The sequence below is a fragment of the Mesorhizobium sp. M7A.F.Ca.MR.148.00.0.0 genome, assembly GCF_003997735.1.
In the GTDB taxonomy this organism is placed as follows: Bacteria; Pseudomonadota; Alphaproteobacteria; order Rhizobiales; family Rhizobiaceae; genus Mesorhizobium.
The window spans coordinates 49,730-75,589 of sequence record NZ_RZTB01000007.1 but is presented as its reverse complement, the minus strand read 5'-3'; the positions used below and the strand labels follow the sequence as shown (position 1 = coordinate 75,589).

Sequence of the window (25,860 nt, the reverse complement as noted above, 5' to 3'; positions counted from 1 at the left end):
ACCGGTTCCCACTTTTCCGGGACATGCTCTGGTTTAAGGCACTACTAGGCTGCGCGGGTGTTCCGCGCGGTCCTGACGGCCCGGAAAAACCGTGCGATCAGCGCCGGATCCTTGACGCCCGGTGCGCTTTCCACGCCTGAGGAAATGTCTATTCCGGGCGGGTCGGCAAGCCGAAGGGCATCGCCGATATTGGCGGCGTTGAGCCCACCGGAAAGCATGTAATCGACGCTGCCGTCAAGGCCGGCGAGGATGTGCCAGTCGAAGGCCACACCATTGCCGCCCGGCAGCTCTGAGCCTTTCGGCGGCTTGGCGTCGAACAGGAACCGGTCGGCTATGCCGATGAACGGCTTTATCCGCTCCAGGTCAGCAGCCTCGCTGACCGACAGCGCCTTCATCGCCGGCACGCCATAGCGGGCTTTGACCTCGGCCACTCGGTCGGGCGTTTCCGCGCCATGCAGTTGCAGCATGTCAGGCTGCATTTGGGCAATGATTTCATCCAGGAAAGCGTCGCCGGCATCGACTGTGACAGCAACCGCCGTCGCGTTGCCGCGCGCCGCCTCGCGCAGGCGGCCAGCCTCGGCGGGTTCGACATAGCGTGGGCTTTTGGCGAAGAAGATAAACCCGACATGGCTGGCGCCGCCGGCCAGCGCCGCGGCCATTGCCGCGTCGGTCTTCAAGCCGCAGATCTTGATGTCGAGTGCCATGGCGCGGGAATTGGCATGAAAAGCGATAAGAGTCGAGAAAAAGCATGCTGTTTGCCGGCGCGGCCAAAGGCGCTACCTATGGATGAATAGGACACATGGCGGGAGCACGATCATGACCGACAGGACAATTGCCGAACTCAGGCAGAAGATCGCGCAGGCGCGCGAGGTCATCGCGCACCTGATCGACAAGGCCGCCTTCAACGGCGCCGAGGCGCACCGGGCGCTCGACTATTTCGGCGGTGATGCCTTCGACGGCAATTTCTTGCCGTGGCCGCATCATGGCGATGAGGGGCTGCGGCCCGAGGAGCTCAACGCCGCGAATGACGATTGACGGTTGAAACCCTGGTCACTGGAGCGTCGCCACTCCCAACGCGCGGCTCAGCTTGTTCATAGCTTCCAATGGAAACTCATGTCTGCCCCAATTCTCCTTGTAACCCTTGATACCATGGGTGTTCAGAACCGCACGGGCGGCGCTGAGAACTGCCTCAGCAAACTCCCGCAAACCGCAGATGGCATCCAACCTTATGGCACCGAAGTCATCGGGCTCGTCAGACCACAATTCTGAAAACTCCAGTATTCGCACTCTGACAAAGCCATCCTTCGGCATCAGGACAAAGCGATACTCACTGGGTTCATCGCAAAAGCGTGCGGCGGAATATCTGGTGCCCTCCAGCGCGCTCAGCGTGGCGCAAAGCAACTCATTCAGTGTGTCGCCCAGATAGGATGCCGCCACGGTTGCCTTAAGATCTTCAACCGCAACATCGCAGATTGCCCAACCCGCTCCAATCAGTCGATATTCGATCTTCGCAGTCACCTACTCGAACACGATCGCTTGCAGCGCACCGCCATTGCGCTTCAGCCAGTCCTTGCAGCGATCGGTGTCGGGGCAGAGCTTTTCGCACAATTTCCAGAATTTCGGACCGTGGTTCATCTCCTTGAGATGCGCCACTTCATGCGCGACGAGATAATTGATGACCGGCGACGGCGCCATCATGATGCGCCAGGAAAAGGACAGATTGCCTTCGGAGGTGCATGAACCCCAGCGGCTTGACGTGTCCTTGAAGCGGATCGCCTTGGCGCGCTTGCCGAGCGCCTCGGTGTGTTTGGCCACCAGCTTCTCGATTTCCTTCTTGGCCTCGCGCTTGAGGAAATCGGCGAGGCGGCGCGGCAGATGTATGCGGTCGCCATGCACGATCAAGAGCGGACCACGTTCGTCGCGCGACACGGTGACGGTGCCGCGCTTTGACGGTTCATGGACGATGCGGTGCGGCACGCCGCGCACCGGGATCCTGATGCCGGGCCGCACCTGCGGCCGCGTCGGCACCTTGGCCAGTCGCTGCTCCAGCCAGTCCTGGTGCCGCTCGAGGAACCTGTCCACTTCGCCGCGGCGCAGGCCTGGCGGCACGGTTATGCGTAGACCCTGGCCGCCTGAATCGATGCGCAGCGTCATTCGGCGCGCCCTGGCGCTCTCGACGATCTTGAGCGGCAGCGTGCGGCCGGCGACGCAATATTCGCGCTCAACGACAGGCGTGGGCTTGGGCTTTGTCAGATTGCGAAAGAAGCCGAGAGTCATGGCGGGACGATACGCGATTCGAGAAAAACGACTAGAACAAAAAAGAAACGGCGCCGCTCGCGCGACGCCGTTTTTTCACGATGTGGCCAGTCGCTTGGCCTCAGTCGTCAAGCAGGTTCGAGCCCTTGCCACGCTTGGTGGTCGTCGTTCCGGTGCTTGGATCGGTCTTCGTCGGAGCCGTCGACTTGTTGCGGTTGGCCATGAACCGGTCGAACTCGTCCTGGTCCTTGGCGCGGCGCAATTCGCGGGCATACTCGTCGAACTGGGTCAGCATCTCGTCGAGCTTGCGGCGCTCTTCGTTCAGCCGCTCAAGTTCCTTTTCGCGCCACTCGTCGAAAGCGACGTTGCCGGTGCGGGTGGAGCCATTGCCCCAGCGCGCGGCCTTGTCGGAACCGCGGCGGCAGCCGGCGAAGATGCCGTCGGTCGCGCGGTTGACGTCACGCTTGAAGCCATCGAGGCGGTCGCCCCAGATGATGTAGGCGAGCATGGCGAAGCCGAGTGGCCAGAACACCATGAAACCTACAACCATCAACGCGATGGTTGCCGGCGTCCAGGCCGGACGGATCAATGCGGATGCGTTCATTTTCTCCCATTCCTTCGGTTGGAGACAGCCAAATCCGGGCTGCGTGGAATCGAAATGGGAAGAGAAAAACGGCGATTCAAGACAATGTCCGCCAAATCCGGACAAGCATCTGAAATGATTATCGCTTTTTGATCATATCGAGGAAAAGCACGACCAGCCCGGCAATCAGGCCCCAGAATGCGGCGCCAACGCCGAACAGCGTCAGACCCGACGCGGTGACGACAAAGGTGACGGTGGCGGCCATGCGATCCGCCTCTTCCTTCAGCGCGATAGACAGCGCGTTGGCGAGCGACGCCATCAGCGCCAGGCCTGCCACCAGCACGATCAGGCTCTGCGGCAGCACCGCGAAGATCGCCACCAGCGAAGCGCCGAAAATAGCAAAGATGAGATAGGCGAGCGCATAGAACGGCCCGGTCTTCCATCGCTCGGCGGGATCGGGGTGGACGTCCGGTCCGGTGCAGATCGCCGCCGAGATCGCCGCCAGATTGGTCGTCGAGCCGCCGAACGGCGCCGACAGCAGCGAAAACAGGCCCGTGACGCCGATCAGCGGGCCGGGCTCCGGGTGATAGCCGGCGGCGCGCAGCACGGCGAGGCCGGACAGGTTCTGTGAGGCCATGGTGACGAGATAGAGCGGCAGTGCCAGACCGATCATCGCCTTGGCGGTGAAATCGGGCGCAATCAGCGTCAGCGTCGACAGTTCCGGTGTCGGCAGGCCACCGACACGGCCGGTGAGGAAAGCGGCGAGGCCACCGCCAATCAGAACCGCCAGCACCGACAGCGCCGGGTTGAACAGCCTGATAACGAAGAAGGCAGCGATCAGCGGCAGGATCAGCCACGGGTCGATTGGAATGGTTTTCACCGCATTGAGCGCGAAGGTGACGACGATACCAGCCAACATGCCCGAGGCGACCGAGGGCGGTATCCTCGAGATCAGCTTGGTCAGGGGCCGAAACAGCCCTGTGGCGACCAGAAGGACGCCGGTGACGATGAAGGCGGCGACGGCCTCGCTCATCGAAAAGCCGCTCGATGCCGCGATCAGCGCCAGGCCCGGCGTCGACCATGCGGTGATGACAGGCATCTTCGTGCGCCATGACAGCCACAGGCTCTCGATCGCCATGGCCAGGCAGATCGTCGTCACCCAGCTTGCCGTCTCTATCTGCGTCGCACCGACTGCGGTGGCGGCTGCGATGACGATGGCCAGCGTGCCGCCGAAGCCGACGATCGCCGCGACGAAGGCGGATATCGGGATGGAAAGGCGCATCAGTTTCCTCTCTGCGCCATCGCATCGACGGCCCGCACCAGCATGTCGAGATCCTGCGGTCGCGACAGGCGATGGTCGCCGTCGGGGATCAGTGACAGTGTCACGTCGTCCGCGGGCAGCAGGCTGACCAGCTTCAGTGCGTGGCTTGCAGGCACGTCCGCATCGGCCAGGCCCTGCAGGATGTGCACAGGGCAATGGGTGTCGATCGGGCCTGTCATAACCCGGTTGTCGCGCCCGTCCTCGATCAGCGCGCGGGTGTAGATGTAGGGTTCTGTGGAATAGTCCGACGGCTCTTCGAAGAAACCTTTTTTGGCGAGATCGCGCTTCTGCGCCTTGGTCAGCACCGGTTCGACCAGTTCGGCGGTGAAATCCGGGGCCGGCGCCAGCAGCACCAGGCCAGCGACGTTGCTGTCATCAGCCTTGCGCAATTCCTGCACCATGCGTAGCGCGATCCAGGCGCCCATCGAGGAGCCGACCAGGATCTGCCTGCCGCGGGTGAAATGCCGGAACACGGCAAGGCTTTGTGCAAGCCATGTCGAAATCGTGCCATCGGCAAAGGCGCCGCCGGATTCGCCATGGCCGGAATAATCATGGCGTAGGAAGGCGCGGCCTTCTTTTGCCGCCCAGTCCGACAGCGTCTGCGCCTTCGTGCCCAGCATGTCGGACTTGTAACCGCCGAGCCAGACGATGCCCGGCCTATCACCTGACGTATGGCGCACCGCGATGCGCGATCCGTCGACATCCAGAAAGGTTGGGGGCGTGGCGTTCATGGCTTTTTCCTCAAGCCGGTCTTGTGACACGGCCGGTGGCGTGGCGAAAAGTGCTCACTATGTTCTTTGTTTGGTGCAGAGCAGCGATCAGGGTGATTTTCTGTCAATGCTGTGCTATTGACTCCGCCCGCGCGCTCACCACATTGGCGCGTCCATGCATCAACACTGACAGACCCTGAACGAAACGGCCAAGGAGACCACGACCATTCGCAGACCTTTCAAAGCAGCGGCGCCGACCAAGGATGGCCCGCGCTCCAACCGTGACATCCGGGTTCCCCGGGTCCAGCTTATCGACGCCGAAGGCCAGAACCGCGGCGATGTTTCCATCAACGACGCATTGCTGCTCGCCGAAGAGGCTGGGCTCGATCTCGTCGAGATATCGCCCAATGCGGTGCCCCCCGTCGTCAAGATACTCGATCTCGGCAAACTGAAATACGCCAACCAGAAGAAGGCGGCCGAGGCGCGCAAGAACCAGAAGGTCATCGAGATCAAGGAGATCAAGATGCGCCCGAACATCGACAGCCATGACTACGAGACCAAGATGAAGGCGGTTCGCCGCTTCTTCGAGGAAGGCGACAAGGTCAAGCTGACGCTGCGCTTCCGTGGCCGCGAGATGGCGCATATGGAACTCGGCATGCAGCTTCTGAACAAGGTTCGCGAGGAAGTGGCGACGATCGCCAAGGTCGAGGCGGAACCGAAGCTCGAAGGCCGCCAGATGATGATGGTGCTGTCGCCGCGCTAGAGCGATCCCCGTCAAAAGCAAAGGCCGCTTCGGCGGCCTTTTGTTTGTTTTGTCTTCGCCATGATTTCTCCGCAAGTTGCATCGACAAGGATTCTGGTTGCCGGTCCTCGCGGCGAAAGGATTCTCCTATGACCGCTGCGGCACGTTCTACAAGTGAAATGGGTCGCTATCAGCGGCGCCGGCGGGTCCTGCTGGCGCTGCTAATCGGTGCTTTTTGCGCTTTGCTGATCTTCGGCGGCTCCCCGCACGATGAACTAACCCACGAACGCATAGAGGCGCACGGGATCGCCCTGATACTGATCGGGATCGGCGGCCGGCTCTGGTCGATCCTCTATATCGGCGGCCGCAAGTCGGCCGAAGTGGTTACAACCGGCCCGTATTCGGTGATGCGCAACCCGCTGTATTTTTTCTCCACCGTAGCGGCCGTCGGCATTGGCACCCAGACCGGCAGCGCGATCGTCGCGGTAGCGTCGGCGGTTTTGTGCGCGGCCGCGTTCCACATCGTCACGCTGCGCGAGGAACGGCATTTGGCGACCGTGCTCGGGGCGCCGTACAAGGACTACGTCGCACGGGTGCCGCGTTTTTTTCCCAATCCCCGGCTTTATCGCGATCAGGCCGAGGTCACCTTCACACCGCGCATCTTCAATCACACGCTGCGCGACGGCTTGATGTTTCTGGTTTCCATACCGTTTTTCGAACTCATCGAGTCCGGACAGGAAAGCGGTGTAATTCCCGTCCTCTTCTGGCTGTATTGAGCGGCGATAGGCAGTCGCTGTATTGAGCGGCGGTAGGCAGTCAAAAGAGGCGACATGCATTAAATCCGCCTGAATTATCCTGCAAGTCATCCCAACGATCGGCGGGGCCCTGTTTCCTTGGCCAGAAGCTGCGATCGCCGGCAAGTTTCTCGACGATCGGATTCCGCCATGGTCAATGAAATCAAGTCTGCGCCCGTCGAGGCACACGGGCTGGGCAACTACCAGCATATGCGCCGCATGGTGCTTGCGGTGCTGGTGGTGGTGCTGTTTCTGGCACTGCTGTTCGGCCAATCGAGTTTTCCGCCTGAAACCTGGGTGCATGAGTCGATCGAAATGTTCGGCGTGCTGCTGATTTTCCTCGGCATCGTCGGGCGCCTTTGGGCGACGCTCTATATAGGCGGGCGCAAATCTTCCGAGGTGGTGACCGGCGGGCCTTACTCGATCACCCGCAACCCACTGTATGTGTTCTCGACCGTGGCCGCGGCCGGCGTCGGCGCCCAGATCGGCTCGTTCTCCGGCATCATCCTCTTTGCGCTGCTGTGCGCGGGTGCCTTCCACATCGTCATCCTGCGCGAAGAGAAGTTCCTCAAGGAGGCGCTCGGCGCGCCGTACCAGGCCTATCTGGAGAAGGTGCCGCGCTTCTTCCCGAAGCTGTCGCTCTACCAGGAGGGCGACACGGGCAGCTTCAAGCCCCGCCTGCTGCTGACCACGCTGCTCGACGGCCTGGTGTTTCTCATCGCCCTGCCGGCCTTCGAATTGATAGACGGAGCCCAGCTGTCAGGCATGTTGCCGGTCTGGTTCACGCTGCCCTGACCAAGGACACAGCGCCGCATCTCCACAGGTGTTGCGCGCGGGCCGTCTTTGACGTATAGGACCGCCGTTCAAGAAAACCGCCCGGCAGGGCATGCCGTGGCGGTTTCATTTGCTTTTCGGGCTTTGGTCGGCCCGAAGCGAACAAGAAGCGCGATAGTGCGCCAACAATACGGAGTAGCAAAATGCCCAAGATGAAGACCAAATCGGCCGCCAAGAAGCGGTTCAAGATCACAGGTACGGGTAAAGTCCTGTCGGCTGCTGCCGGCAAGCGTCACGGCATGATCAAGCGTTCCAACAAGTTCATTCGAAATGCCCGCGGCACGATGGTTCTGGCTGAACCGGATGGCAAGAAGGTCATCAAGAATTTTCTGCCGAACGGCCTCTAAGGCGTGATGCCAAAAAGTTGCAGACTTTTTGGATAACATTCCGCTCAAATAGGGCTTTCGGTCCGGACACGCATTTGTTTTACGCAATTCCGAACGGAAAACCGCAAGGGCACTTTTCCTGGAATTGCTTTTAAGGAGATCATGACATGGCACGCGTAAAAAGAGGCGTCACCTCGCACGCCAAGCACAAGAAGGTCCTGAAAGCCGCGAAAGGCTTCTACGGCCGCCGCAAGAACACCATCCGCATCGCCAAGCAGGCGGTGGAAAAGTCGCTGCAGTACGCTTACCGCGACCGCAAGAACCGCAAGCGCTCGTTCCGCGCGCTGTGGATCCAGCGCATCAACGCCGCGACGCACGAGCATGGCCTGACCTATGGCCGTTTCATCGACGGCCTCAACAAGTCGGGCATCGAGATCGATCGCAAGATCCTGTCGGACATGGCCATCCATGAGCCGCAGGCTTTCGCAGCCCTGGTCGCCAAGGCCAAGGTGGCGCTCGAATATCTGAAGAACACCACGCCGAACGCTTTTGAAAGCGCTGTCGCCTAAGACCAGCGCTTCCCAAGCATTCGCAATTCTGATTTGGGGAACCCGCGCTGGCACGGCTGGCGCGGGTTTTTCTTTTGCCTGAACTTCAACTTAAAAGTGACTTTCACTTTGAGCTGATTTCCAACGTAGCGAGTTTTGACCGTGAACGACGCAACCACTGGCCTGGATACGCTTGAAAACTCACTTCTGGCCGAAATCGCCTCGGCCGCCGATGAGCCGGCCATCGAGGCCGTGCGCATCGCTGCTTTCGGCAAGAAGGGCGCCGTGTCCGAGATGCTGAAGACACTTGGCGCGATGACCGCCGAGGAGCGTCAGGTCAAAGGCCCGGCCATCAACGGCCTCAAGAACCGCGTCACAGATGCGCTGACGGCGCGCAAGGCCGAGTTGAAAGATGTGGCGATCACCGCCCGCCTGGCCGCCGAAAAGGTCGACGTGACGCTGCCGGTGCGGCAGTCGCCGGCTGAGCGCGGCCGTATCCACCCGATCAGCCAGGTCATCGACGAGATTGCGGCGATCTTCGGCGACCTCGGTTTCTCCATCGCCGAAGGTCCCGATATCGAGACCGATTACTACAATTTCACCGCGCTGAATTTCCCAGAAGGCCATCCGGCGCGCGAGATGCACGACACCTTCTTCTTCCAGCCGGACGAGAAGGGCGAGCGCAAGCTTCTGCGCACCCACACTTCGCCGGTTCAGATCCGCACCATGGAGACGAAGAAGCCGCCGATCCGCATCGTCATTCCGGGCAAGACCTACCGGCAGGATTCGGATGCCACCCACTCGCCGATGTTCCATCAGGTCGAGGGGCTGGTGATCGACAAGACGGCCAATGTCGCCAACATGAAGTGGGTGCTGGAGGAGTTCTGCAAGGCCTTCTTCGAGGTGCCGCAGGTCAAGATGCGCTTCCGGCCGTCCTTCTTCCCGTTCACCGAACCGAGCCTCGAGGTTGATATCCAGTGTGACCGCTCCAGGCCCGGCGAAGTGCGCTTCGGCGAAGGCTCCGACTGGATGGAGATCCTCGGCTGCGGCATGGTGCATCCCAACGTGCTGCGCCATGGCGGGCTCGATCCGGACGAATATCAGGGCTTTGCCTGGGGGATGGGCATAGACCGTATCGCCATGCTGAAATACGGCATGCCGGACCTGCGCGCCTTCTTCGATGCCGACGTGCGCTGGCTGTCGCATTACGGGTTCAGGCCGCTCGACATGCCGACGCTGTTCGGAGGCCTGAGCGCATGACAGCGCCCTATGCCGGCGGCTGCCGCTGCGGCGCCGTGCGGTTCGAGGCATCAGTCGAACCGCATCACGTCAGCTATTGCCATTGCGCCGATTGCCGGCGGGCCAGCGGCGCGCCGATGTCGGCCTTTGTCGGCTTCCTGGTCGATCAGGTCGCGTTCACCGGCAAGGCGCTGAAGATGTATGAGAACGGCCCGGTGACGCGCTCCTTCTGCGGCACCTGCGGCTCACCCATCGCCTATGTCGACGAGCGGCTGGAGGACGACATCTACTTCATGCTCGGCGCCATGGATGCGCCGGCCGATTTTGAGCCGACGCAGCATGCCTATGTCAGTGAGCAGCTCCCCTTCCTGCATATGTCCGACGACCTGCCGAGACATCTGAAAACAAGCGTCAAAAGACCAGACGGAACAGTCCCATGAAATTCACCCTCTCCTGGCTCAAGGATCATCTCGAGACCGACGCCACGCTTGACGAGATCGTCGAGCGGCTGACCTCGATCGGCCTCGAAGTCGAGCATGTCGACGACAAGTCGAGCCTGAAACCCTTCGTCATTGCCAAGGTGCTGACGGCGGTCCAGCACCCCGATGCCGACCGGCTGCGCGTGCTGACTGTCGATACGGGCAACGGCAAACCACCCGTGCAGGTCGTCTGCGGCGCGCCCAATGCGCGGGCCGGCCTGATCGGCGCCTTTGCCGCGCCCGGCACCTATGTGCCCGGCATCGACGTGACGCTGACGGTCGGCAAGATCAGGGGCGTCGAAAGCCACGGCATGATGTGTTCCGAGCGCGAACTGGAACTGTCCGACGAGCACAACGGCATCATCGACCTGCCTGAGGATGCGCCTGTCGGCACCAGCTTCGCTGCCTATGCGCACATCGACGATCCGGTCATCGAGATCAATTTGACGCCGAACCGGCCGGATGCGACCAGCGTCCACGGCATCGCCAGGGATCTGGCGGCGAGCGGGCTTGGCCGCCTCGTCGGCGGCGCCATCATGCCGCATGTCGGCAACGGCATGTGTCCGGTCAAGGTAACGATCGAAGCGCCGGAGCTCTGTCCCGGCTTCGCGCTCAGGCTGGTCAAGGGCGTCAAGAATGGGCCGTCGCCAAAATGGCTGCAGCAGCGGCTGATCGCCATCGGCCTGAGGCCGATCAGCGCGCTGGTCGACATCACCAATTACGTCACCTTCGACCGCGGCCGCCCGCTGCATGTGTTCGACGCCAGCAAGGTTGCCGGCAATCTCGTCGTGCGCCGCGCCCGCGATGGCGAAAAGGTGCAGGCGCTCGACGGCCGCGAATACACGCTGACGCCGGAAATGTGCGTCATCGCAGATGACAACGGCGTCGAGTCCATCGCCGGCATCATGGGCGGCGAGCATTCGGGCTGCGACGAGAACACATCAGATGTGCTGATCGAATCCGCCCTTTGGGATCCGATCACCACGGCGCGCACCGGCCGCACGCTCGGCATCATCACTGACGCCCGCTATCGCTTCGAGCGCGGCGTGGACCCCGAATTCATGGTTCCCGGCGTCGAGCTGGCAACGAAACTGGTGCTCGATTTCTGCGGCGGCATGCCGACCGAAATGGAAGTCGTCGGTTATGCCGGCCACAAGTCGAAGATCGTTTCCTTCCCGCTTTCGGAAGTGAAGCGGCTGACCGGCATCGAGGTTCCCAGCGCGGAAAGCCTCGACATCCTGTCGCGCCTCGGCTTCAAGCCGGAGGGCTCGGGCGATGTCGTCGATGTCGCCGTGCCGTCCTGGCGCCCCGACGTCGATGGCAAGGCAGACCTGGTCGAGGAGGTCATGCGCATCCACGGCGTCGACAACATCGCACCGCAGCCGCTCGGCGCGCATGACGCGGTCAACGCAAGGATCCTCACCACGCTGCAGGTCCGTACCCGCACCGCCAAGCGAGCGCTCGCCGTGCGCGGCATGATGGAGGCCGTCACCTGGTCGTTCATCCCGGCCAAGCACGCCGAGTTGTTCGGCGGCGGCCAGACCGCGCTGAAGCTCGCCAACCCGATCGCCGCCGACATGTCCGACATGCGGCCGTCGCTGCTGCCGGGCCTGATTGCTGCTGCCCAGCGCAATGCCGACAAGGGCATCGGCGACGTGGCGCTGTTCGAAGTCTCGGGCACCTATGAGGGCGACGGCGCCGACCAGCAGCGGCGCGTGGCCGCCGGCGTGCGCCGCGGCACCGCCAAGCTCGACGGCTCAGGCCGCAACTGGGCCGGTAATTCGGGTGCGGTCGGCGTGTTCGACGCCAAGGCCGACGCGATCGCCGCACTGGAAGCCTGCGGTGCGCCTGTCGACCGGCTGCAGATCGAGGCCGGCGGCCCGGCCTGGTATCATCCCGGCCGTTCCGGCACGATCAAGCTCGGTCCGAAAACCGTGCTCGGCACCTTCGGCGAATTCCACCCGAAGACGCTGGAAGGCCTCGATGTTTCCGGCCCGCTCTGCGGCTTCGAAGTGTTTGTCGATGCTGTGCCCGAGCCGAAGGCCAAGCCGACGAAAACCAAGCCGAAACTGGAACTGTCCCCCTTCCAGGCGGTCAAGCGCGACTTTGCTTTCGTCGTCGACAAAACGGTCGAGGCCGGCACGCTGGTGCGCGCGGCGCTCGCCGCCGACAAGAAGCTCATCACCGCCGTCTCGGTCTTCGACATCTTCGAAGGCGCTTCGCTGGGCGAGGGCAAGAAATCGATCGCCATCGAAGTGTCGATCCAGCCGGTTGAAAAGACACTGACCGACGAGGATTTCGAGGCACTGGCCAAGCGTATCGTCGAGAATGTCGGCAAGCAGACCGGTGGCGTTCTGAGGACGTAGCGCCCAAGGCGACTGAACTGTTAGCGATGGGGCTGCTCATCCGTCCACGGGACGGATGAGCAGCCGTTGCCGCAATGGTCAGAACCCGCCGCCGACCCTCAGGCCAAAGGCATGGCTGTAGCTGTCTTGAAAGCCGATTGTGCCGCGATAATCGAGCCCGATGGATAACCCTTGGTGCAGCAGCAGATCGGCGCCCAGGCCGATCATCACCTGGTCACTCGCCAAAGGCTGCGTCTGGAAACCATGGACAAGGCCATCCGGACTATCCGCGTAGCGGATATCGACGCCGCTCGAGCCGGAGAATTCGTGAGTGTATTCAAACCGGAAGCGTGGTGTGAAGACGCCGAGGGCCACCGGCATGTCATAGCCGCCGGCAAGGCCAAGCGTGCCGCCGAAGCTGTCGACGCTCTGCTTGCCGAAGCTCAGCGAATAGATGCCTGCTCCGGTTTCGGTAAACGCGTCGAGGCTCGAAGAGGATGCCGTCAACCTGGCGAACGGAGTGAGTCGCAGCCCGCCGACGCGATGATCGAAACCGGCAGTCAGCGAGCCGAAAATCTGGTCGCCGTCACGCTGACCGTCGGCAAAGCCGCCAACACTTGTCACGAAGCGCTTCGAATCGAAGCTGAACGAACCGTAGCCGGCCAGGGCATCGAGAAACAGGTTTTCGGCCGGGCGATAGCTTGCATAGAGCGTCGCGCTGTAGGCCTCGCCGGAACTCTCGGTGCCATTGCCGCCAATGTCGCTGTCGTCGCTGGAGTAGCCGACGGCCAGACCGGCGACGAAACGGTCGTTGAAACGGTAGTCGATGCCGGTGGTCATGTTGATCGAAACGGAGTCCCGCTCCGCGCTATCGTCAGGCGAACTATGGCCGAGATCGATGTGGCCGCCGGCCCACAAGCCGAAGCCCAGCTTTGCCGCGTCGCCCCCACAATCGGATCCGTCTGGAAAGTCGACGCTGGCGGCATTGCCATCGACGCCTTGGCCAGACAGTTCGAGCCCATTCGCAAAGGCCTTGCGGCACGCCTCGCTTCGCAAAGCGCCCATGCGATGGTTGATATTGCCTGTCTGCCCGGCGGCGAATTGCTGCACCGCTTGCGCCTGGGCATTGAGCAGCCCGGCGACCTCCGGATCGTCGGATGGGTCCGGCCGCGTGGTGACGGTGATGGTCACCGTGGCCGGATCGGAAACGCCGCCGGGGCCGGTCAGTGTGTACGTTACGATGACGGTGCCTGAAAACACCGGCGAGGACGCGAAGGTCAGTAGGTAGTTGGGCGCGCCGGACAGCGTCGCCGTGCCGCCCTCGGCGGGGGCGCTGGACATGATCGCCGCGGCGCTGAATGGTTCGCCGGTAGCACCCGGCGTCAACGGCAGCGAAGCTGACATGCCGGCAACGATCGTCATGGTCAGTGACGGCGCCGTCGGTCGGGGCGCCGCAGCGATGTCCAGCGTATACTCGCGCCTTGCCCTGTTCTCGGAGGTGTCGAACACATCGACGGCAAAGGCAAATGATCCGCTCTCGGTCGGCGTGCCGCCGAGTGTGCCATCGGTTGCGAGCGAAACGCCTTCGGGCAGATTTCCGATCATCCGCTGAAACGTGTAAGGCGCGCCCACACCCGCCGGTTGCGGTCAGCATCTGGCTATAGGGCTGCCCAACCTGGCCATTGGGCAAAGCTGCCGGTGAAATTACGATGGGCGGGCCAGTGGTGATCGCAAGCGTGTAGTCGCGTTCGCCGTTGTTGCCGACATGGTCCGTCGCCCGAATCCTAAAACTGTAGACGCCGGGGGCCGCTATGACCGGCCCGGAGAGGACGCCGGCACTGCTGAAGGCGACGGGCATGGAGCCCGAAACGATCGAGAACGTAAAGGGGCCGCCGGCACCACCCGAAGCCGTCAGCGCCTGGCTATAGGGCTGGCCAATCTGCGCGCCGGGCAAGGCAGTTGGTGAAATGACGACCGGGTTGTCAGCGATCACGACGGTGTAGTCGTGTTCGCCGCTGTTGCCGACATGGTCTGTCGCCCGGACCCTGAAACTCTAGACGCCGGGGGCGGCTATCACTGGCCCTGAGAGGACGCCGGCACTGCTGAAGGCGACGGGCATGGAGCCCGAAACGATCGAGAACGTGTAGGGACCGCCAGCGCCACCCGAAGCCGTCAGCGCCTGGTTATACGGCTGGCCAATCTGCCCGCCGGGCAACGCAGCAGGCGAAATCAAGACCGGGTTGTCCGCGATCACAATCGTGTAGTCGCGTGTGCCGGTGTTGCCGACCTGATCTGTCGCCAGGACTCTGAAATTATAGGTGCCGGGGGCGGCTATCACTGCCCCGGAGAGGACGCCGCCGCTGCTGAAGGAGACCGGCGTGACCCCCGAAGTGAGCGCGAACGTGTATGGCCCGCCAGCTCCGGCTGAAGCCATCAGCGTCCGATCATAGTGCTCACCAACTCTCCCATCCGGCAGCGTGGCCGGGGAAATCACGATCGGCTCCGCCGCAGCACTTGCATTGAGCGAGGCTGCGATCAGAACGCAGAAGGTCGCGGCAATCCAGAACCACTTCGCAGTCAATTTTGCCCTGTCGATCGGTCCTCTCGACGATGTTGCTGGCCAAACCGACGATATCTGCATGCCCAGGCTACGCCAGCCGGTGTGGAAAATTCCAATAGCAATCGTCCATGCCGGCAGATGGGCAGACGCGCATAGTCGTCAGATGACGAGGGTGGGGCTGTTTTAGGGCCAGGCCGAGCATCATGGTCCGGTCACGTTGCAATCTGGCCACATCTTTGGTGGCGCTATGGGCGAAGCATTGCGGATACTTGCCGAATCGCTCTCCAAAGGGCGATGGATCCTCTCTGCTATTCGGGCCTTCCTCTTGAAGAGCAGCGCGCGGCGTTTCTCGCCATCGTGCTTGCCGACCCGCTGTTACGCGACGCGCTGGCGCGGGCTCGCACGCTCGACCTGCCGGACTGGCTGGTGGTTTCCGGCGCGCTCTACAACAGTGTTTGGAACCATCTGACCGGCAAACCTTCGGGGTATGGCATCAGGGATGTCGACCTGTTCTACTTCGATGACAGCGACCTCTCCTACGAGGCCGAGGACGCCGTTATTCGCCGCGCGGAGAAGCATTTCGAAGGACTGCCGCTGCCGGTCGAGGTGCGCAATCAGGCGCGGGTGCATCTTTGGTATCCGCAGAAGTTCGGGCGGCCTTGCCCGCGCTATTCGAACGCCAGCGATCCCGTCTGCTATTTCGCGTCGAAGACGCACGCCGTCGGGGTTCGATACGATGCTGACGGGCAGCTGGTGTTGGTGGCGCCGTTCGGGCTGGATGATGTTTTTTCGTTCCGCATCACACCGAACCGGGTGATGGACAATCAGAAGACGCATGAGGCGAAGGGCAGACGCGCCCAGGAGTATTGGCCGGAGATCACTGTCGTGCCTTGGTAGGAAATGTCGGCAGGGCAGAGGGGGGCGCTTCACGCCAGCGTCTCTCACCTTTTGCACCGCGCTGCGTACGAAAAAGGGCGCCCGGCGCCCCTTTCGCTTACTCGCAGTTTTTACCCATTCACCAGCGCCAGCAACTCCTCGGTATAGCGCTTGCCCATAACCTTGTTGGGCGACAGCGCGTCACCAATAGCCTGCACCTCGGCCGCGCTTAGCGCGATGTCCGCCGCCGCCGTGTTCTGCTCCAGATGGCGTATCTTGCGCGCGCCGGGGATCGGTACGATGAAATCGCCCTGGTGCAGCACCCAGGCCAGCGCCAGCTGTGCCGAGGTCACGCCCTTTTCAACAGCCAGCTTTTCCAAGGTGGCGATGACAGCGGCGTTGGCTTCCATCGCCTCGGCCTGGAAGCGCGGCAAGGTCCGGCGCCAGTCGCCGTCGCTCAAGGCCTCGGGCTTGGCGATCGTGCCGGTCAGCAGCCCACGGCCGAGCGGGCTATAGGGAACGAAGCCGATGCCGAGCTCGCGGCAGACGGCGAACACCTCGTCTTCCGGGTCGCGGCTCCACAGCGAATATTCGCTCTGCACGGCCGATACCGGATGCACGGCATGGGCCCGGCGAATGGTCGCGGCACTCGCCTCGGACAGGCCAAGCGCGCGCACCTTGCCCTCGCGCACCAGTTCGGCCATGGCGCCGACCGTATCCTCGATTGGCACGTTGGGGTCGACACGGTGCTGGTAGTAGAGGTCGATCACATCGGTGCCCAGCCGTTTCAGCGAGGCCTCGGCGACCGCTTTGACGTGCTCGGGGCGGCTGTCGACGCCCGCCATGCGGTCGAGGCCTGTACCTTCCTCCAGAATCCGGAAGCCGAATTTTGTCGCGATCGTCACCTTGTCACGCACCGGCTTCAGCGCCTTGCCGAGCAGGATCTCGTTCTCGAAGGGGCCATAGACTTCCGCCGTGTCGAAGAAATTGACGCCGATGTCGACGGCGCGGTGCAGCGTGGCGATCGCATCGGCTTCCGCTTGGCCGCCATAGGCGAAGCTCATGCCCATGCAGCCGAGGCCGACGGGGTAGACGTTCAATTCAGTTCCTAGCTTGCGGGTTTGCATAACGCGTCTCCTTGTTGCGATGTGGGAGAAATAGCGCCTTGCCTTGTGTTCGATAATTGGCTTTCATCCGCACGGGCTGTACTAAAAGATAGATCAATGAATCGAGCGCATCTTTCACAACTGGCGGTGCTGGCGACTGTCGCTCAATGCGGCAGCTTTCGCGGCGCCGCCAGGGAATTGGCCATCGCGCCTTCGGCGGTCAGCCATGCGGTGTCCAGCCTGGAGGCGCGGCTTGGCGTTCGGCTGCTGGCGCGCAGCACACGCAGCGTCGCGCCGACCGAAGAAGGTGCGCAGTTGCTGGAGCGGCTGCGGCCGGCGCTGTCGGAGATCGATCTGGCGCTGGAGACGGCAATCGAGACGCGCGACCGGCCGGCCGGCAATCTGCGCCTGACCGTGCCGCGCACCGCAGCGCATTTGGCGCTGACGCCACGGCTGGGCGCCTTTGCGTCGGCCTATCCCGACATCGTGCTGGAGATCGTCATCGAGGACCGCTTCACCGACGTGGTGGAAGGCGGCTTCGATGCTGGCGTCCGGCTTGGCGAGAGCCTGCAGCGCGACATGATCGCGGTGCGCATCGGGCCGGACCTTCGCGGCGCGGTGGTCGGCGCCCCGGTCTATTTCGAGGTCAACCCCAAGCCGCGCCACCCGCGCGACCTGGCCGGCCACCGCTGCATCCGCTTCCGCTTCTCCAGCGGCATCCTCTACCGCTGGGAGTTCGAGAAAGGCCGCGAGACGATCGAGATGGCGGTGGAGGGACCGCTGATCCTCGACGAGGACCATCTGATCGCCCAGGCGGCGGTCGACGGCGCCGGGCTCGCCTTCGTCTTTGAGGACTATGTCCGCGCCCCGCTCGCCGACGGCAGGCTGATCCGCGTGCTGGAGGACTGGTGCCCGCCCTTCGACGGCTTCTTTGTCTATTATCCGAGCCGCCGTCAGATGCGGCCAGCGCTCAGGGCGTTTGTCGATTTCTTCAAGGTGAGTGGATAGCGCGGGCTCGCCCCTCCCCTGGTGGAAGAAAACCGGCATCGCGGTCGTTCACCAACGATGCAAACATCGATCACCAACAGCACCACCTGCTATGGCTGGGGCGCGATCATTCTTCACTGGCTGATTGCGCTGATCTTCATCGGCCAGTTCGGACTCGGCTTCGTCATGGTGCGGGTGACCAGCCAGCGCACCGCCTTCGAACTGATCCAGCTGCACAAATCCTTCGGCTTCCTGCTGCTCGGCTTGATCATCCTGCGCATCGTCTGGCGCTGCGGCAATACAACGCCGGCGCTGCCGGGCTCGGTCGGGACTTTGGAACGTCGGGCGGCACCGTTGGCCCATTTTGCGCTCTACGCGTTTCAGCTTGCCTTGCCCTTGTCCGGCTGGGCGCTGGTGTCGGTCTCGATGCTGGAGATACCCAGCCTGCCGTTCAACCTGTTCGTCATGCCGAACCTGCCGCTGGCCGAATCGGATGGTGCCGAAAGCTTCTGGGCGGCGGCGCATTGGTATCTTGCCTATGCCGGCATGGCGCTTGTGGCTCTCCACGTTGCGGCGGCACTGCGGCATCATTTCCAGCTCAGGGATGGCGTGCTCATGCGCATGATCACGCCTTCGTCAGATCCGGAATAGAGCGAGCGGTTCATTCGTTCATGGAGTGAGGGCGCAGGAATGCGCTGCCTCCAACAAGGAACATCCCCATGTACACGCGCATCCTCGGATTTGCGGCGGTCGCCGCTTGCCTCGCCATGCCTGTTTCAGCGGCCGTCGCGCTTGGTGACGCCGCCGGCAGCTATTCGATCAGCCCGGCCAACTCCAGCATCCGCTTCTCCATCGGCAAGGTCGGCGGCGGCGGCCTGAATGGCGCCTTCGCCCGCTTCAAGGGCTCGATCCGCATCGACAACAGCGATGTCGGGCGCTCGCAGGTCAATTTCACCATCTTTCCCGAAAGCGTTGGCACCGGCCAGAGCCGTATCGATGCCTTCCTGCGCTCCGACGCCGTGTTCGATGCCGCCAACAACCCGGAGATCCAGTTTCGCTCTACCAGCGTGACCCGAACCAGCGACACCACGGCCCTCGTCAGCGGCCGGCTGACCGCGCGCGGCAAGACGTTTCCGGAAAAGTTCACGGCCGAGCTTGGCGGTCTCAAGGCCGGGACGATCAAATTCCATGTCACCGGCAAGGTGCTGAGGTCGCGCTACGGCATGGATGTCGGCACGCCAATCTATTCCAACATCGTCGACTTCGACATGACGCTGACCGGCAAAAGGGGCTGACCCTCGTCATTGGCTTTTCCGGCGATTTCGGGCAAACCTCGTTGCCTGTAATTGTGATGGAGAAGCCTGATGTTCCGATGGGGTGTGTTGTCGACGGCCAAGATCGGCCGCGAGCATTTGTTGCCGGCGATGGTCGAGGCGGAGAACGGCGTGCTGTCGGCGATCGCCAGCCGTGACCTGTCGAAGGCCAAGGCGCTGGCCGAGCGCTTCGGCGCGCGCCATGCCTTCGGCTCCTATGAGGAACTGCTTGCCTCCGACGAGGTCGATGGCGTCTACATCCCGTTGCCGACCTCGCAGCATGTCGAATGGGCGGCCAAGGCCATCGAAGCCGGCAAGCACGTGCTGGTCGAAAAGCCGCTGGCGCTCGACGCCAAGGACATCCTGCCGCTGATCAAGCTGCGCGACCAGAAAAAGGTGCTGGTCTGCGAGGCCTTCATGGTCATCTACCACCCGCAATGGATCAAGGTACGCGACCTCATCGCCAGCGGCGCCATCGGCCGGCTGCGCCATGTGCAGGGTGCCTTCTCCTACTACAATGTCGACCCCAGCAACATGCGCAACCAGCTCGACCTCGGCGGCGGCGCGCTGCCCGATATCGGCGTCTACCCGACCGTGTCGACGCGCTTTTCGACCGGCAAGGAGCCGCTGCGCGTGCAGGCGACGATCGAGCGCGACAAGACATTCGGCACCGACATCTACTCCTCGATCCGCGCCGATTTCGGCGACTTCGAGCTGTCCTTCTATCTGTCGACGCAGATGGCGGCGCGCCAGGTGATGGTGTTCCACGGCGAGAAGGGTTTCATCGAACTGTTCTCGCCCTTCAATGCCGGGCTCTACGACCACCACCGCGTCGAACTGCACAACCAGAACCACACCGAGGCGCAGGTGTTCCGCTTTCCCGGCACGCAGCAATACCGGCTGGAGGTCGAGACCTTCGCGCGTGCAGCACAGGGCGGCAAGGAGCGCGTCTTCACGCTGGAGGAATCCGTGCTCAACCAGAAAGTCATCGATGCCATCTTCCGCGCCGGCGGCAAAGAAGGCTGGGAGACCGTCTGACCCCTTGCAATTGAAGTAGCCGGCTAATTCTGGGAGGAAAGATGGCTGACGATGCGGACGTGATCATTGTCGGCGCCGGCCTTGCAGGGCTGGTTGCCGCCGCCGAGCTTGCCGAGGCCGGCAAGAAAATCATCATCGTCGACCAGGAGCCCGAGCAGTCGCTGGGCGGCCAGGCATTCTGGTCGTTCGGCGGCCTTTTTCTCGTCGATTCGCCCGAGCAGCGGCGCATGCGCATCCGCGATTCGCATGACCTGGCGTTGGAAGACTGGTTGGGCACCGCGGCTTTCGATCGGCCGGAGGATTTCTGGCCGCGCAAATGGGCGGAAGCCTATGTCGGCTTCGCCGCCGGCGAGAAACGCTCCTGGCTGATGCAGCGCGGCCTGAAATTCTTTCCTGTGGTCGGCTGGGCCGAGCGGGGCGGCGGCAATGCCATCGGCCATGGCAATTCGGTTCCGCGCTTTCACATTACCTGGGGCACCGGCCCCGGTGTGCTCGAACCGTTTGTGCAGCGCGTGCGCGAGGCGCAAAAGCGCGGATTGATCAGTTTCAAATTCCGCCACCGCGTCAATGAACTGGCGCGGACGGGTGCTGTTGTGACCGGTGTGCGTGGCGACATCCTGCAGCCCAGCGCTGTCGAGCGCGGCCACAAGAGCGCACGCGAAATATCAGGCGATTTCGAGCTTCACGCGCAAGCGGTGATCGTCGCCTCCGGCGGCATCGGCGCCAACCATCAACTGGTGCGGGAGAATTGGCCCAAACGGCTGGGCGCCGCACCGAAGCGCATGATCACCGGCGTGCCCGATCACGTCGACGGCCGCATGCTGGCAATCGCGGAACAGGCCGGCGGCTCGATCATCAACCGCGACCGCATGTGGCACTATGTCGAGGGCATCAAGAATTGGGCGCCGGTCTGGACCGATCATGCGATCCGCATCCTGCCCGGCCCGTCATCGCTGTGGCTCGATGCGCGCGGCAAGCGCCTGCCGGTGCCGCTCTATCCCGGTTTCGACACGCTGGGCACGCTCTCCCACATCATGAGCACCGGCTTCGATTATTCCTGGTTCATCCTGACCAAAAAGATCATCCAGAAGGAGTTCGCGCTGTCGGGCTCCGAGCAGAACCCCGATTTGACCGGCAAGAGTTGGCGCCAGGTGCTCGGCCGCGCCACATCGGGCATTCCGGGTCCGGTCAAGGCGTTCATGGAGAAGGGCGAGGATTTCATCGTCGAGGCCGACTTGCCGACGCTGGTCGCGCGCATGAACGCGCTTGCCGGCGGCGAGCCGCTTCTTGAGGTAGCCCAGGTCGAGCGCGAAATGCGCGCCCGCGACCGGCAGCTCAACAACCCGTTCTCCAAGGACATGCAAATCACCGCTCTGCGCGGGGCGCGCGCCTATCTCGGCGACCGGCTGATCCGCACGGCCAAGCCGCACAAGATGCTCGATCCGGCAAACGGCCCGCTGATAGCGGTGCGCCTCAACATCCTGACCCGCAAGACGCTGGGCGGCCTGCAGACCGATCTCGACAGCCGCGTGCTGGGTGCCGACGGCCAGCCGGTTGCGGGACTCTACGCCGTCGGCGAAGCCGCCGGTTTTGGCGGCGGCGGTGTGCATGGTTATGCGGCGCTTGAGGGCACCTTCCTCGGCGGCTGCATCTTTTCCGGCCGCAGCGCCGGCCGTGCGGCGGCCGCTTCGGTGGGATGAGCCGGGGCCGGTCGGTCCTCAGAGTCCAGCCGCGATCACCAGCGCCAATCGCCCTGTCCAAGCGCGGTCACCGCATCGACGATCCGGGTGAAGCTTGCGCGGGCGCGGCCGACCGTGTGCCGGCCTCGGAGATAACCATGCACCAGCCCCGTTTCCTCGAACCAGGTTGCGCGTCCGCCCGCCGCCACGACCAGGTCGCGATAGGCCTCACCATCCGACGACAACGGGTCGCACTCAGCGGTGATCAGCACAGTCGGCGGCAGGTTGGAGAAGTCGGTGTCGGCGAGCGGCGACAGCGTGATGTCCCCGGTCCTATCAACGCCGCCGGTGCGGATATGCTTGTAGAATTCGAGATCGCGCACGGTCAGCATCGGCGCTTCGGCGTGCTTGACATAGGAGCCTTTCGAACGGTCTCCGCCGAGACCGGGATAGATCAACACCTGGCCGACCGGCCCTTTCGAATGGCCGCGCGTGGCGTGACTGACGGCGGCGCAGAGATTGCCGCCGGCGCTGTCGCCGCACAGCACGATAGGATGATCGCGATTGGCGGCGGCCCATTCGAAGGCGCTCATCGCATCGTCGAAGGCCGCCGGATGCAGATGCTCCGGCGCCAGCCGATAATCGACCGAGACCACCTCATAGCCGGTGCGGGCACAGAGCTCGGCGCAGACATCGTCGTGGCTGTCCAGCCCACCGAGGATGAAGCCGCCGCCATGGACATAGAGCACCGTCACCGCAGCTTTGTGTGTGCTTCGGTAGGTGCGGATCGGGATGTCGTGCGTGGGCGTCGCAATGGCTGAGGTTTCGACCGCAACGCCTTCGGGATAGCCGGCGAAGAATTCGCGGCACATGCGGTCATAGATCCCGCGCTGCTGCGCGATCGTGTAGTCGATCGTGTCGGGTGGATAGTAGGAGTTGGTCCGCTCTATGAACGCCCAGGTCTCGGCGTCGATGAGGGTTTTGTAATCGGTCATGGGTGCTGGAAAGGCGCCCAAGGCTGAGCCAGGGCGCCCCCCTCTGTCCTGCCGGACATCTCCCCCTTAAGGGGGGAGATCGGATGTTGCGAAGGCTTTCGCCAACCTTCTGCGTCGCAAGAAGAGTGCAGAGATCGAAGCTGCCAATCTCCCCCCTTGAGGGGGAGATGGCCGGCAGGCCAGAGGGGGGTAAGCGCCATCGTTCCGGCGGTATCCACTACTTCCCCTTCCAAACCGGCTCACGCTTCTCCGCAAAAGCGCGAAAACCCTCCATGCCATCCTCGGAGCCGTAGAGTGCATCGACCGTCGGCAGCTGGCGGCGGGTCACCTTGTTCATGGCGTCCTGGAAGGTCAGCGCCTCGGCCACACGCGCGGTCTCCTTGATCGCTGCAAAGACCAGCGGCGGGCCGCCTGCGAGCAGCCGGGCGATCTCCCAGACACGGTCCTCGAGCTTCTCTTTGGGCAGCACTTCGTTGACCAGGCCCCAGCGATGCGCCTCGGCCACATCCATCCAGCGGCCGGTCAGCAGAAGGTCCATGGCGACATGGTAGGGGATGCGCTTCGGCAGTTTGATCGTTGCCGCGTCGGCCAGCGTGCCGGCGCGGATTTCGGGGAGCGCGAAGGAGGAATGATCGGAGGCATAGATGAGGTCGCAGGACAGTGCCAGCTCGAAGCCGCCGCCGACCGCCATGCCGTTGACGCAAGCGATCACCGGCTTGTTGAGGTCGCGCAATTCTTGCAGCCCGGCAAAGCCGCCGACGCCATAGTCGCCATCGACGGCATCGCCGCCGGCAGCGGCTTTGAGGTCCCAGCCGGCACAGAAGAACTTGTCGCCGGCGGTCTTGACGATGGCGACGCGCAATTCCGGATCGTCTCGGAATGCCTTGAAGGTCTCGCCCATCAGCCGAGAGGTCTTCAGGTCGATGGCGTTGGCTTTGGGCCGGTCGAGGGTGACCTCGAGGATGGTGCCCTCGCGGCGGGTCGAAATGACGTCAGACATTCTTGTTCTCTCCCAGCACCAGCAGTGCGTCGGCGATCCAGGCGCCCTTGCCTTCGCTGCAGACGATCAGCGGGTTGATGTCGAGTTCCTCGATCTCACCGGCATTCTGCTGCACGAAGGCGGCAATGCCCGAAATGGCATCGATGGCAGCCGCGACATCGGCTTTTGGCCGGCCGCGATAGCCCTCGAGCAGCGGGAACAGTTTCAGGCCGCGCAGCGCCGCCTCGATATCGTCGCCCGTCGCCGGCAGCATCAGCGTGACGCTGTCGCGCAACAATTCCACCAGCACGCCGCCGGTGCCCAAGGTCATCACCGCACCGAACATCGGGTCGCGGGTGAAGCCGACGATGAGCTCGGCGACACCGTCGCGCACCATGCGCTCGACATAGAGCCCGGTGCCGAGCGGCAAGAGGTCATGCGCCGCGGTGCTGACGGATTCGGCATCCCTGAGGTTGAGCCTGACGGCGCCAACTTCGGATTTGTGGCTGACGCCGAGCGCCTTCAGTGCGACGGGAAAGCCGAGCGCCATCGACGAAATCACCGCCTCGACCGCATTGGCGGCCCGTTCGCCTTTCGGCACCGGCAGGCCGGCCTTGATCAGCCGCGATTTTGCTTCGGCCTCGTCGGGCGTGACATGGTCGCCACCAGGCGCACCGGCAGCAGAAGTGTCGATCGGCTGCGCCTGCGGTTCGGCCCAAGCCCAGCCGATGAAGGCCGCCGCCCCGGCGGCATCCATGGCTTCCGAAATGCCGAACAACGGCACCATGCCGCGCGCCATCAGTTCGGCGGTGTACTCCTCCGGCAGGTTTTCCGGCAGCGACGAGACGATCGCGCCATGCGCCTTGTTGGTCTTCAGCGCCGATTCGAAGGCGCGCAGCGTCGCCCACCAATCGGTGACCGAACAACGATCAGGTCGCGGAAAATCCAGCACCAGCATGTTGAGGTCGAAGCCGCCCGACACCATTGCGGTGAAGGTGGCGGTCATCGCCGGCTCGTTGTTCCAGATGAAGGTGTGATAGTCCAAGGGATTGGCGACCGCGACCAGCGGCCCGAGCGTCGATTTGACATGGGCGCGGTGGCTGTCGGTCAGCACAGGGAAATTGACCCAGCGCCCTTCGGCGCTGTCGGCCATGACAGAGGCCTCGCCGCCCGAACAGCTCATCGACGACAGCCTATAGCCGGGCAAAGGTCCGGTGATGTGCAGCAGCTTCAGCGCCTCGATAAAGGCGGGGATCGAATCGACACGCGCAATGCCGAGCCGCCGCAGGAACGCACCCGAGGCCGCATCCGAGCCGGCCAGCGAGGCGGTGTGCGAGACGGTCGCCTGCCTGGCCTGTTCGGAACGGCCGACCTTCATGGCGATGATCGGCTTCTTCAGCTCGCGGGCTCGTGCCGCCAACCGTTCAAAGCCGGCTACCGAATCGAAGGCTTCGATGTGCAGGCCGAGCGACGTGACGCGCTCATCCTCGATCAGGCCGAGCGCCATTTCGGACAGGCCGGTCTGCGCCTGGTTGCCGGCGGTCATCAGGAAGGCGATCGGCAGGCCGCGCCTCTGCATGGTCATGTTGATGGCGATGTTGGAGGACTGGGTGATGATGGCGACGCCCTTGCCGCCCTCGGCCAATCTTATGCCGCCATGCTGGTCGGGCCACAGCAGCGCGCCGTCGGCATAATTGATCAGGCCGTAGCAATTCGGCCCGATGATCGGCATCGAGCCGGCTGCCGCAACCAGCTCGGCCTGCAGCCGCTCGCCGTCGTCGTCGTAGGCCTCGGTCTCAAGGAAGCCGGCGGCAAAGCAGACGGCGCCGCCGGCGCCGCGCTCGGCCAGCGCCTTGATCACCTCAATGGTCAAATGCCGGTTGACGCCGACAAAGGCAGCATCGGGCGCGCCAGGCAGGTCAGCCACCGAACGATAGGCCTTGCGACCGGCGACCTCGTCCTTGGTCGGATGCACCGGCCAGATCTCGCCGGCAAAGCCCATCTTGATCGATTGCGCGACGACGGCCGCAGCCTGCGCACCGCCGAAGACGGCGATCGATTTCGGCCGCAGGAGACGCTCAAGTTTATGCATATGTTATGCCCCGAACGGACGCAGCAGCGCCCTTGAAATAATGTGGCGCTGGATCTCT

Annotated in this window: 27 protein-coding genes; 15 read left to right on the top strand and 12 right to left on the bottom strand. The window is 63.3% G+C overall.

Annotated elements, in window-relative coordinates:
* Positions 1–44: 44 nt before the first annotated feature.
* A complete protein-coding gene (locus EOB49_RS04575) occupies positions 45–704 on the bottom strand; it encodes a phosphoribosylanthranilate isomerase (RefSeq protein WP_127380275.1) in 660 nt (219 codons plus the stop codon).
* 112 nt (positions 705–816) lie between these two features.
* Between EOB49_RS04575 and EOB49_RS04570 the strand changes: the two genes are divergently transcribed.
* A complete protein-coding gene (locus tag EOB49_RS04570) occupies positions 817–1,035 on the top strand; it encodes a hypothetical protein (protein ID WP_127380274.1) in 219 nt (72 codons plus the stop codon).
* 15 nt (positions 1,036–1,050) lie between these two features.
* Here the strand turns inward: EOB49_RS04570 and EOB49_RS04565 are convergent, their stop codons facing one another.
* The 5 genes from EOB49_RS04565 to EOB49_RS04545 form a co-directional block, all read right to left on the bottom strand.
* Complete coding sequence (locus EOB49_RS04565) at positions 1,051–1,518, bottom strand: hypothetical protein (protein WP_127380273.1); 468 nt, start codon at positions 1,516–1,518, stop codon at positions 1,051–1,053.
* The gene (locus tag EOB49_RS04560) at positions 1,519–2,277 is read right to left on the bottom strand and encodes a M48 family metallopeptidase (RefSeq protein WP_127380272.1); all 759 of its coding nucleotides are present in this window, start codon (positions 2,275–2,277) and stop codon (positions 1,519–1,521) included.
* A 100-nt stretch (positions 2,278–2,377) separates the two neighbouring features.
* Positions 2,378–2,860 (bottom strand): DUF2852 domain-containing protein, encoded by a 483-nt coding sequence (locus EOB49_RS04555; protein ID WP_127380271.1) that lies wholly within the window; start codon positions 2,858–2,860, stop codon positions 2,378–2,380.
* Between the two features lie 118 nt (positions 2,861–2,978).
* On the bottom strand, positions 2,979–4,121 hold the full coding sequence (locus EOB49_RS04550) for a benzoate/H(+) symporter BenE family transporter (protein ID WP_127380270.1): 1,143 nt from the start codon (positions 4,119–4,121) through the stop codon (positions 2,979–2,981).
* On the bottom strand, positions 4,121–4,891 hold the full coding sequence (locus tag EOB49_RS04545) for an alpha/beta hydrolase (protein WP_127328540.1): 771 nt from the start codon (positions 4,889–4,891) through the stop codon (positions 4,121–4,123). Before EOB49_RS04545 ends, EOB49_RS04550 begins: the two co-directional genes overlap by 1 nt.
* 205 nt (positions 4,892–5,096) lie before the next feature.
* Here EOB49_RS04545 and infC point away from each other — a divergent pair, with 205 nt between their 5' ends.
* From infC to pheT, 8 genes are all read left to right on the top strand, one after another.
* Positions 5,097–5,633: a translation initiation factor IF-3 gene (gene infC, locus EOB49_RS04540; protein ID WP_013528312.1), complete on the top strand. Its 537-nt coding sequence runs from the start codon at positions 5,097–5,099 to the stop codon at positions 5,631–5,633.
* A gap of 128 nt (positions 5,634–5,761) precedes the next feature.
* Complete coding sequence (locus tag EOB49_RS04535; RefSeq protein ID WP_127380269.1) at positions 5,762–6,388, top strand: isoprenylcysteine carboxylmethyltransferase family protein; 627 nt, start codon at positions 5,762–5,764, stop codon at positions 6,386–6,388.
* A gap of 168 nt (positions 6,389–6,556) precedes the next feature.
* Positions 6,557–7,201 (top strand): isoprenylcysteine carboxylmethyltransferase family protein, encoded by a 645-nt coding sequence (locus tag EOB49_RS04530; RefSeq protein ID WP_127380268.1) that lies wholly within the window; start codon positions 6,557–6,559, stop codon positions 7,199–7,201.
* Between the two features lie 182 nt (positions 7,202–7,383).
* Complete coding sequence (rpmI, locus tag EOB49_RS04525) at positions 7,384–7,587, top strand: 50S ribosomal protein L35 (protein ID WP_006201248.1); 204 nt, start codon at positions 7,384–7,386, stop codon at positions 7,585–7,587.
* Positions 7,588–7,733: 146 nt separating this feature from the next.
* Positions 7,734–8,135, top strand: coding sequence for a 50S ribosomal protein L20 (gene rplT / locus EOB49_RS04520; protein ID WP_013528310.1), 402 nt, complete (start codon positions 7,734–7,736; stop codon positions 8,133–8,135).
* 141 nt (positions 8,136–8,276) lie between these two features.
* On the top strand, positions 8,277–9,374 hold the full coding sequence (pheS, locus tag EOB49_RS04515; RefSeq protein ID WP_127380267.1) for a phenylalanine--tRNA ligase subunit alpha: 1,098 nt from the start codon (positions 8,277–8,279) through the stop codon (positions 9,372–9,374).
* Positions 9,371–9,793, top strand: a complete 423-nt coding sequence (locus EOB49_RS04510) for a GFA family protein (protein ID WP_127380266.1) — start codon at positions 9,371–9,373, stop codon at positions 9,791–9,793. Before pheS ends, EOB49_RS04510 begins: the two co-directional genes overlap by 4 nt.
* Positions 9,790–12,198: a phenylalanine--tRNA ligase subunit beta gene (gene pheT / locus EOB49_RS04505; protein ID WP_127380265.1), complete on the top strand. Its 2,409-nt coding sequence runs from the start codon at positions 9,790–9,792 to the stop codon at positions 12,196–12,198. Before EOB49_RS04510 ends, pheT begins: the two co-directional genes overlap by 4 nt.
* 78 nt (positions 12,199–12,276) lie before the next feature.
* On the opposite strand, the gene EOB49_RS04500 is transcribed toward pheT, so the two are convergent.
* Together EOB49_RS04500 and EOB49_RS04495 are read right to left on the bottom strand one after the other, a co-directional pair.
* Positions 12,277–13,809, bottom strand: a complete 1,533-nt coding sequence (locus EOB49_RS04500; protein WP_281060552.1) for an autotransporter domain-containing protein — start codon at positions 13,807–13,809, stop codon at positions 12,277–12,279.
* Positions 13,810–14,230: 421 nt separating this feature from the next.
* On the bottom strand, positions 14,231–14,758 hold the full coding sequence (locus tag EOB49_RS04495; RefSeq protein ID WP_127380263.1) for an Ig domain-containing protein: 528 nt from the start codon (positions 14,756–14,758) through the stop codon (positions 14,231–14,233).
* A gap of 273 nt (positions 14,759–15,031) precedes the next feature.
* Between EOB49_RS04495 and EOB49_RS04490 the strand changes: the two genes are divergently transcribed.
* Positions 15,032–15,634: a nucleotidyltransferase family protein gene (locus EOB49_RS04490; RefSeq protein ID WP_127380262.1), complete on the top strand. Its 603-nt coding sequence runs from the start codon at positions 15,032–15,034 to the stop codon at positions 15,632–15,634.
* Between the two features lie 110 nt (positions 15,635–15,744).
* On the opposite strand, the gene EOB49_RS04485 is transcribed toward EOB49_RS04490, so the two are convergent.
* Entirely contained in the window at positions 15,745–16,740 is a 996-nt protein-coding gene (locus EOB49_RS04485; RefSeq protein WP_127380261.1) for an aldo/keto reductase, read from the bottom strand.
* Positions 16,741–16,836: 96 nt separating this feature from the next.
* Here EOB49_RS04485 and EOB49_RS04480 point away from each other — a divergent pair, with 96 nt between their 5' ends.
* From EOB49_RS04480 to EOB49_RS04460, 5 genes are all read left to right on the top strand, one after another.
* The gene (locus tag EOB49_RS04480; RefSeq protein ID WP_127266811.1) at positions 16,837–17,727 is read left to right on the top strand and encodes a LysR family transcriptional regulator; all 891 of its coding nucleotides are present in this window, start codon (positions 16,837–16,839) and stop codon (positions 17,725–17,727) included.
* 57 nt (positions 17,728–17,784) lie between these two features.
* Entirely contained in the window at positions 17,785–18,357 is a 573-nt protein-coding gene (locus EOB49_RS04475) for a cytochrome b (protein WP_127380260.1), read from the top strand.
* A 68-nt stretch (positions 18,358–18,425) separates the two neighbouring features.
* Positions 18,426–19,001, top strand: a complete 576-nt coding sequence (locus EOB49_RS04470; RefSeq protein WP_127380259.1) for a YceI family protein — start codon at positions 18,426–18,428, stop codon at positions 18,999–19,001.
* A 69-nt stretch (positions 19,002–19,070) separates the two neighbouring features.
* Positions 19,071–20,057 (top strand): Gfo/Idh/MocA family oxidoreductase, encoded by a 987-nt coding sequence (locus EOB49_RS04465; RefSeq protein WP_127321839.1) that lies wholly within the window; start codon positions 19,071–19,073, stop codon positions 20,055–20,057.
* 41 nt (positions 20,058–20,098) lie between these two features.
* Positions 20,099–21,757 (top strand): FAD-binding dehydrogenase, encoded by a 1,659-nt coding sequence (locus EOB49_RS04460; RefSeq protein WP_127380258.1) that lies wholly within the window; start codon positions 20,099–20,101, stop codon positions 21,755–21,757.
* A gap of 35 nt (positions 21,758–21,792) precedes the next feature.
* Here EOB49_RS04460 and EOB49_RS04455 read toward each other — a convergent pair whose 3' ends face one another.
* The 3 genes from EOB49_RS04455 to EOB49_RS04440 form a co-directional block, all read right to left on the bottom strand.
* The gene (locus tag EOB49_RS04455; protein WP_127380257.1) at positions 21,793–22,731 is read right to left on the bottom strand and encodes an alpha/beta hydrolase; all 939 of its coding nucleotides are present in this window, start codon (positions 22,729–22,731) and stop codon (positions 21,793–21,795) included.
* A gap of 217 nt (positions 22,732–22,948) precedes the next feature.
* Positions 22,949–23,731: a carnitinyl-CoA dehydratase gene (locus EOB49_RS04445; protein ID WP_127270028.1), complete on the bottom strand. Its 783-nt coding sequence runs from the start codon at positions 23,729–23,731 to the stop codon at positions 22,949–22,951.
* On the bottom strand, positions 23,724–25,802 hold the full coding sequence (locus EOB49_RS04440; protein WP_127380256.1) for an acetate--CoA ligase family protein: 2,079 nt from the start codon (positions 25,800–25,802) through the stop codon (positions 23,724–23,726). Before EOB49_RS04440 ends, EOB49_RS04445 begins: the two co-directional genes overlap by 8 nt.
* Between the last annotated feature and the right edge of the window lie 58 nt (positions 25,803–25,860).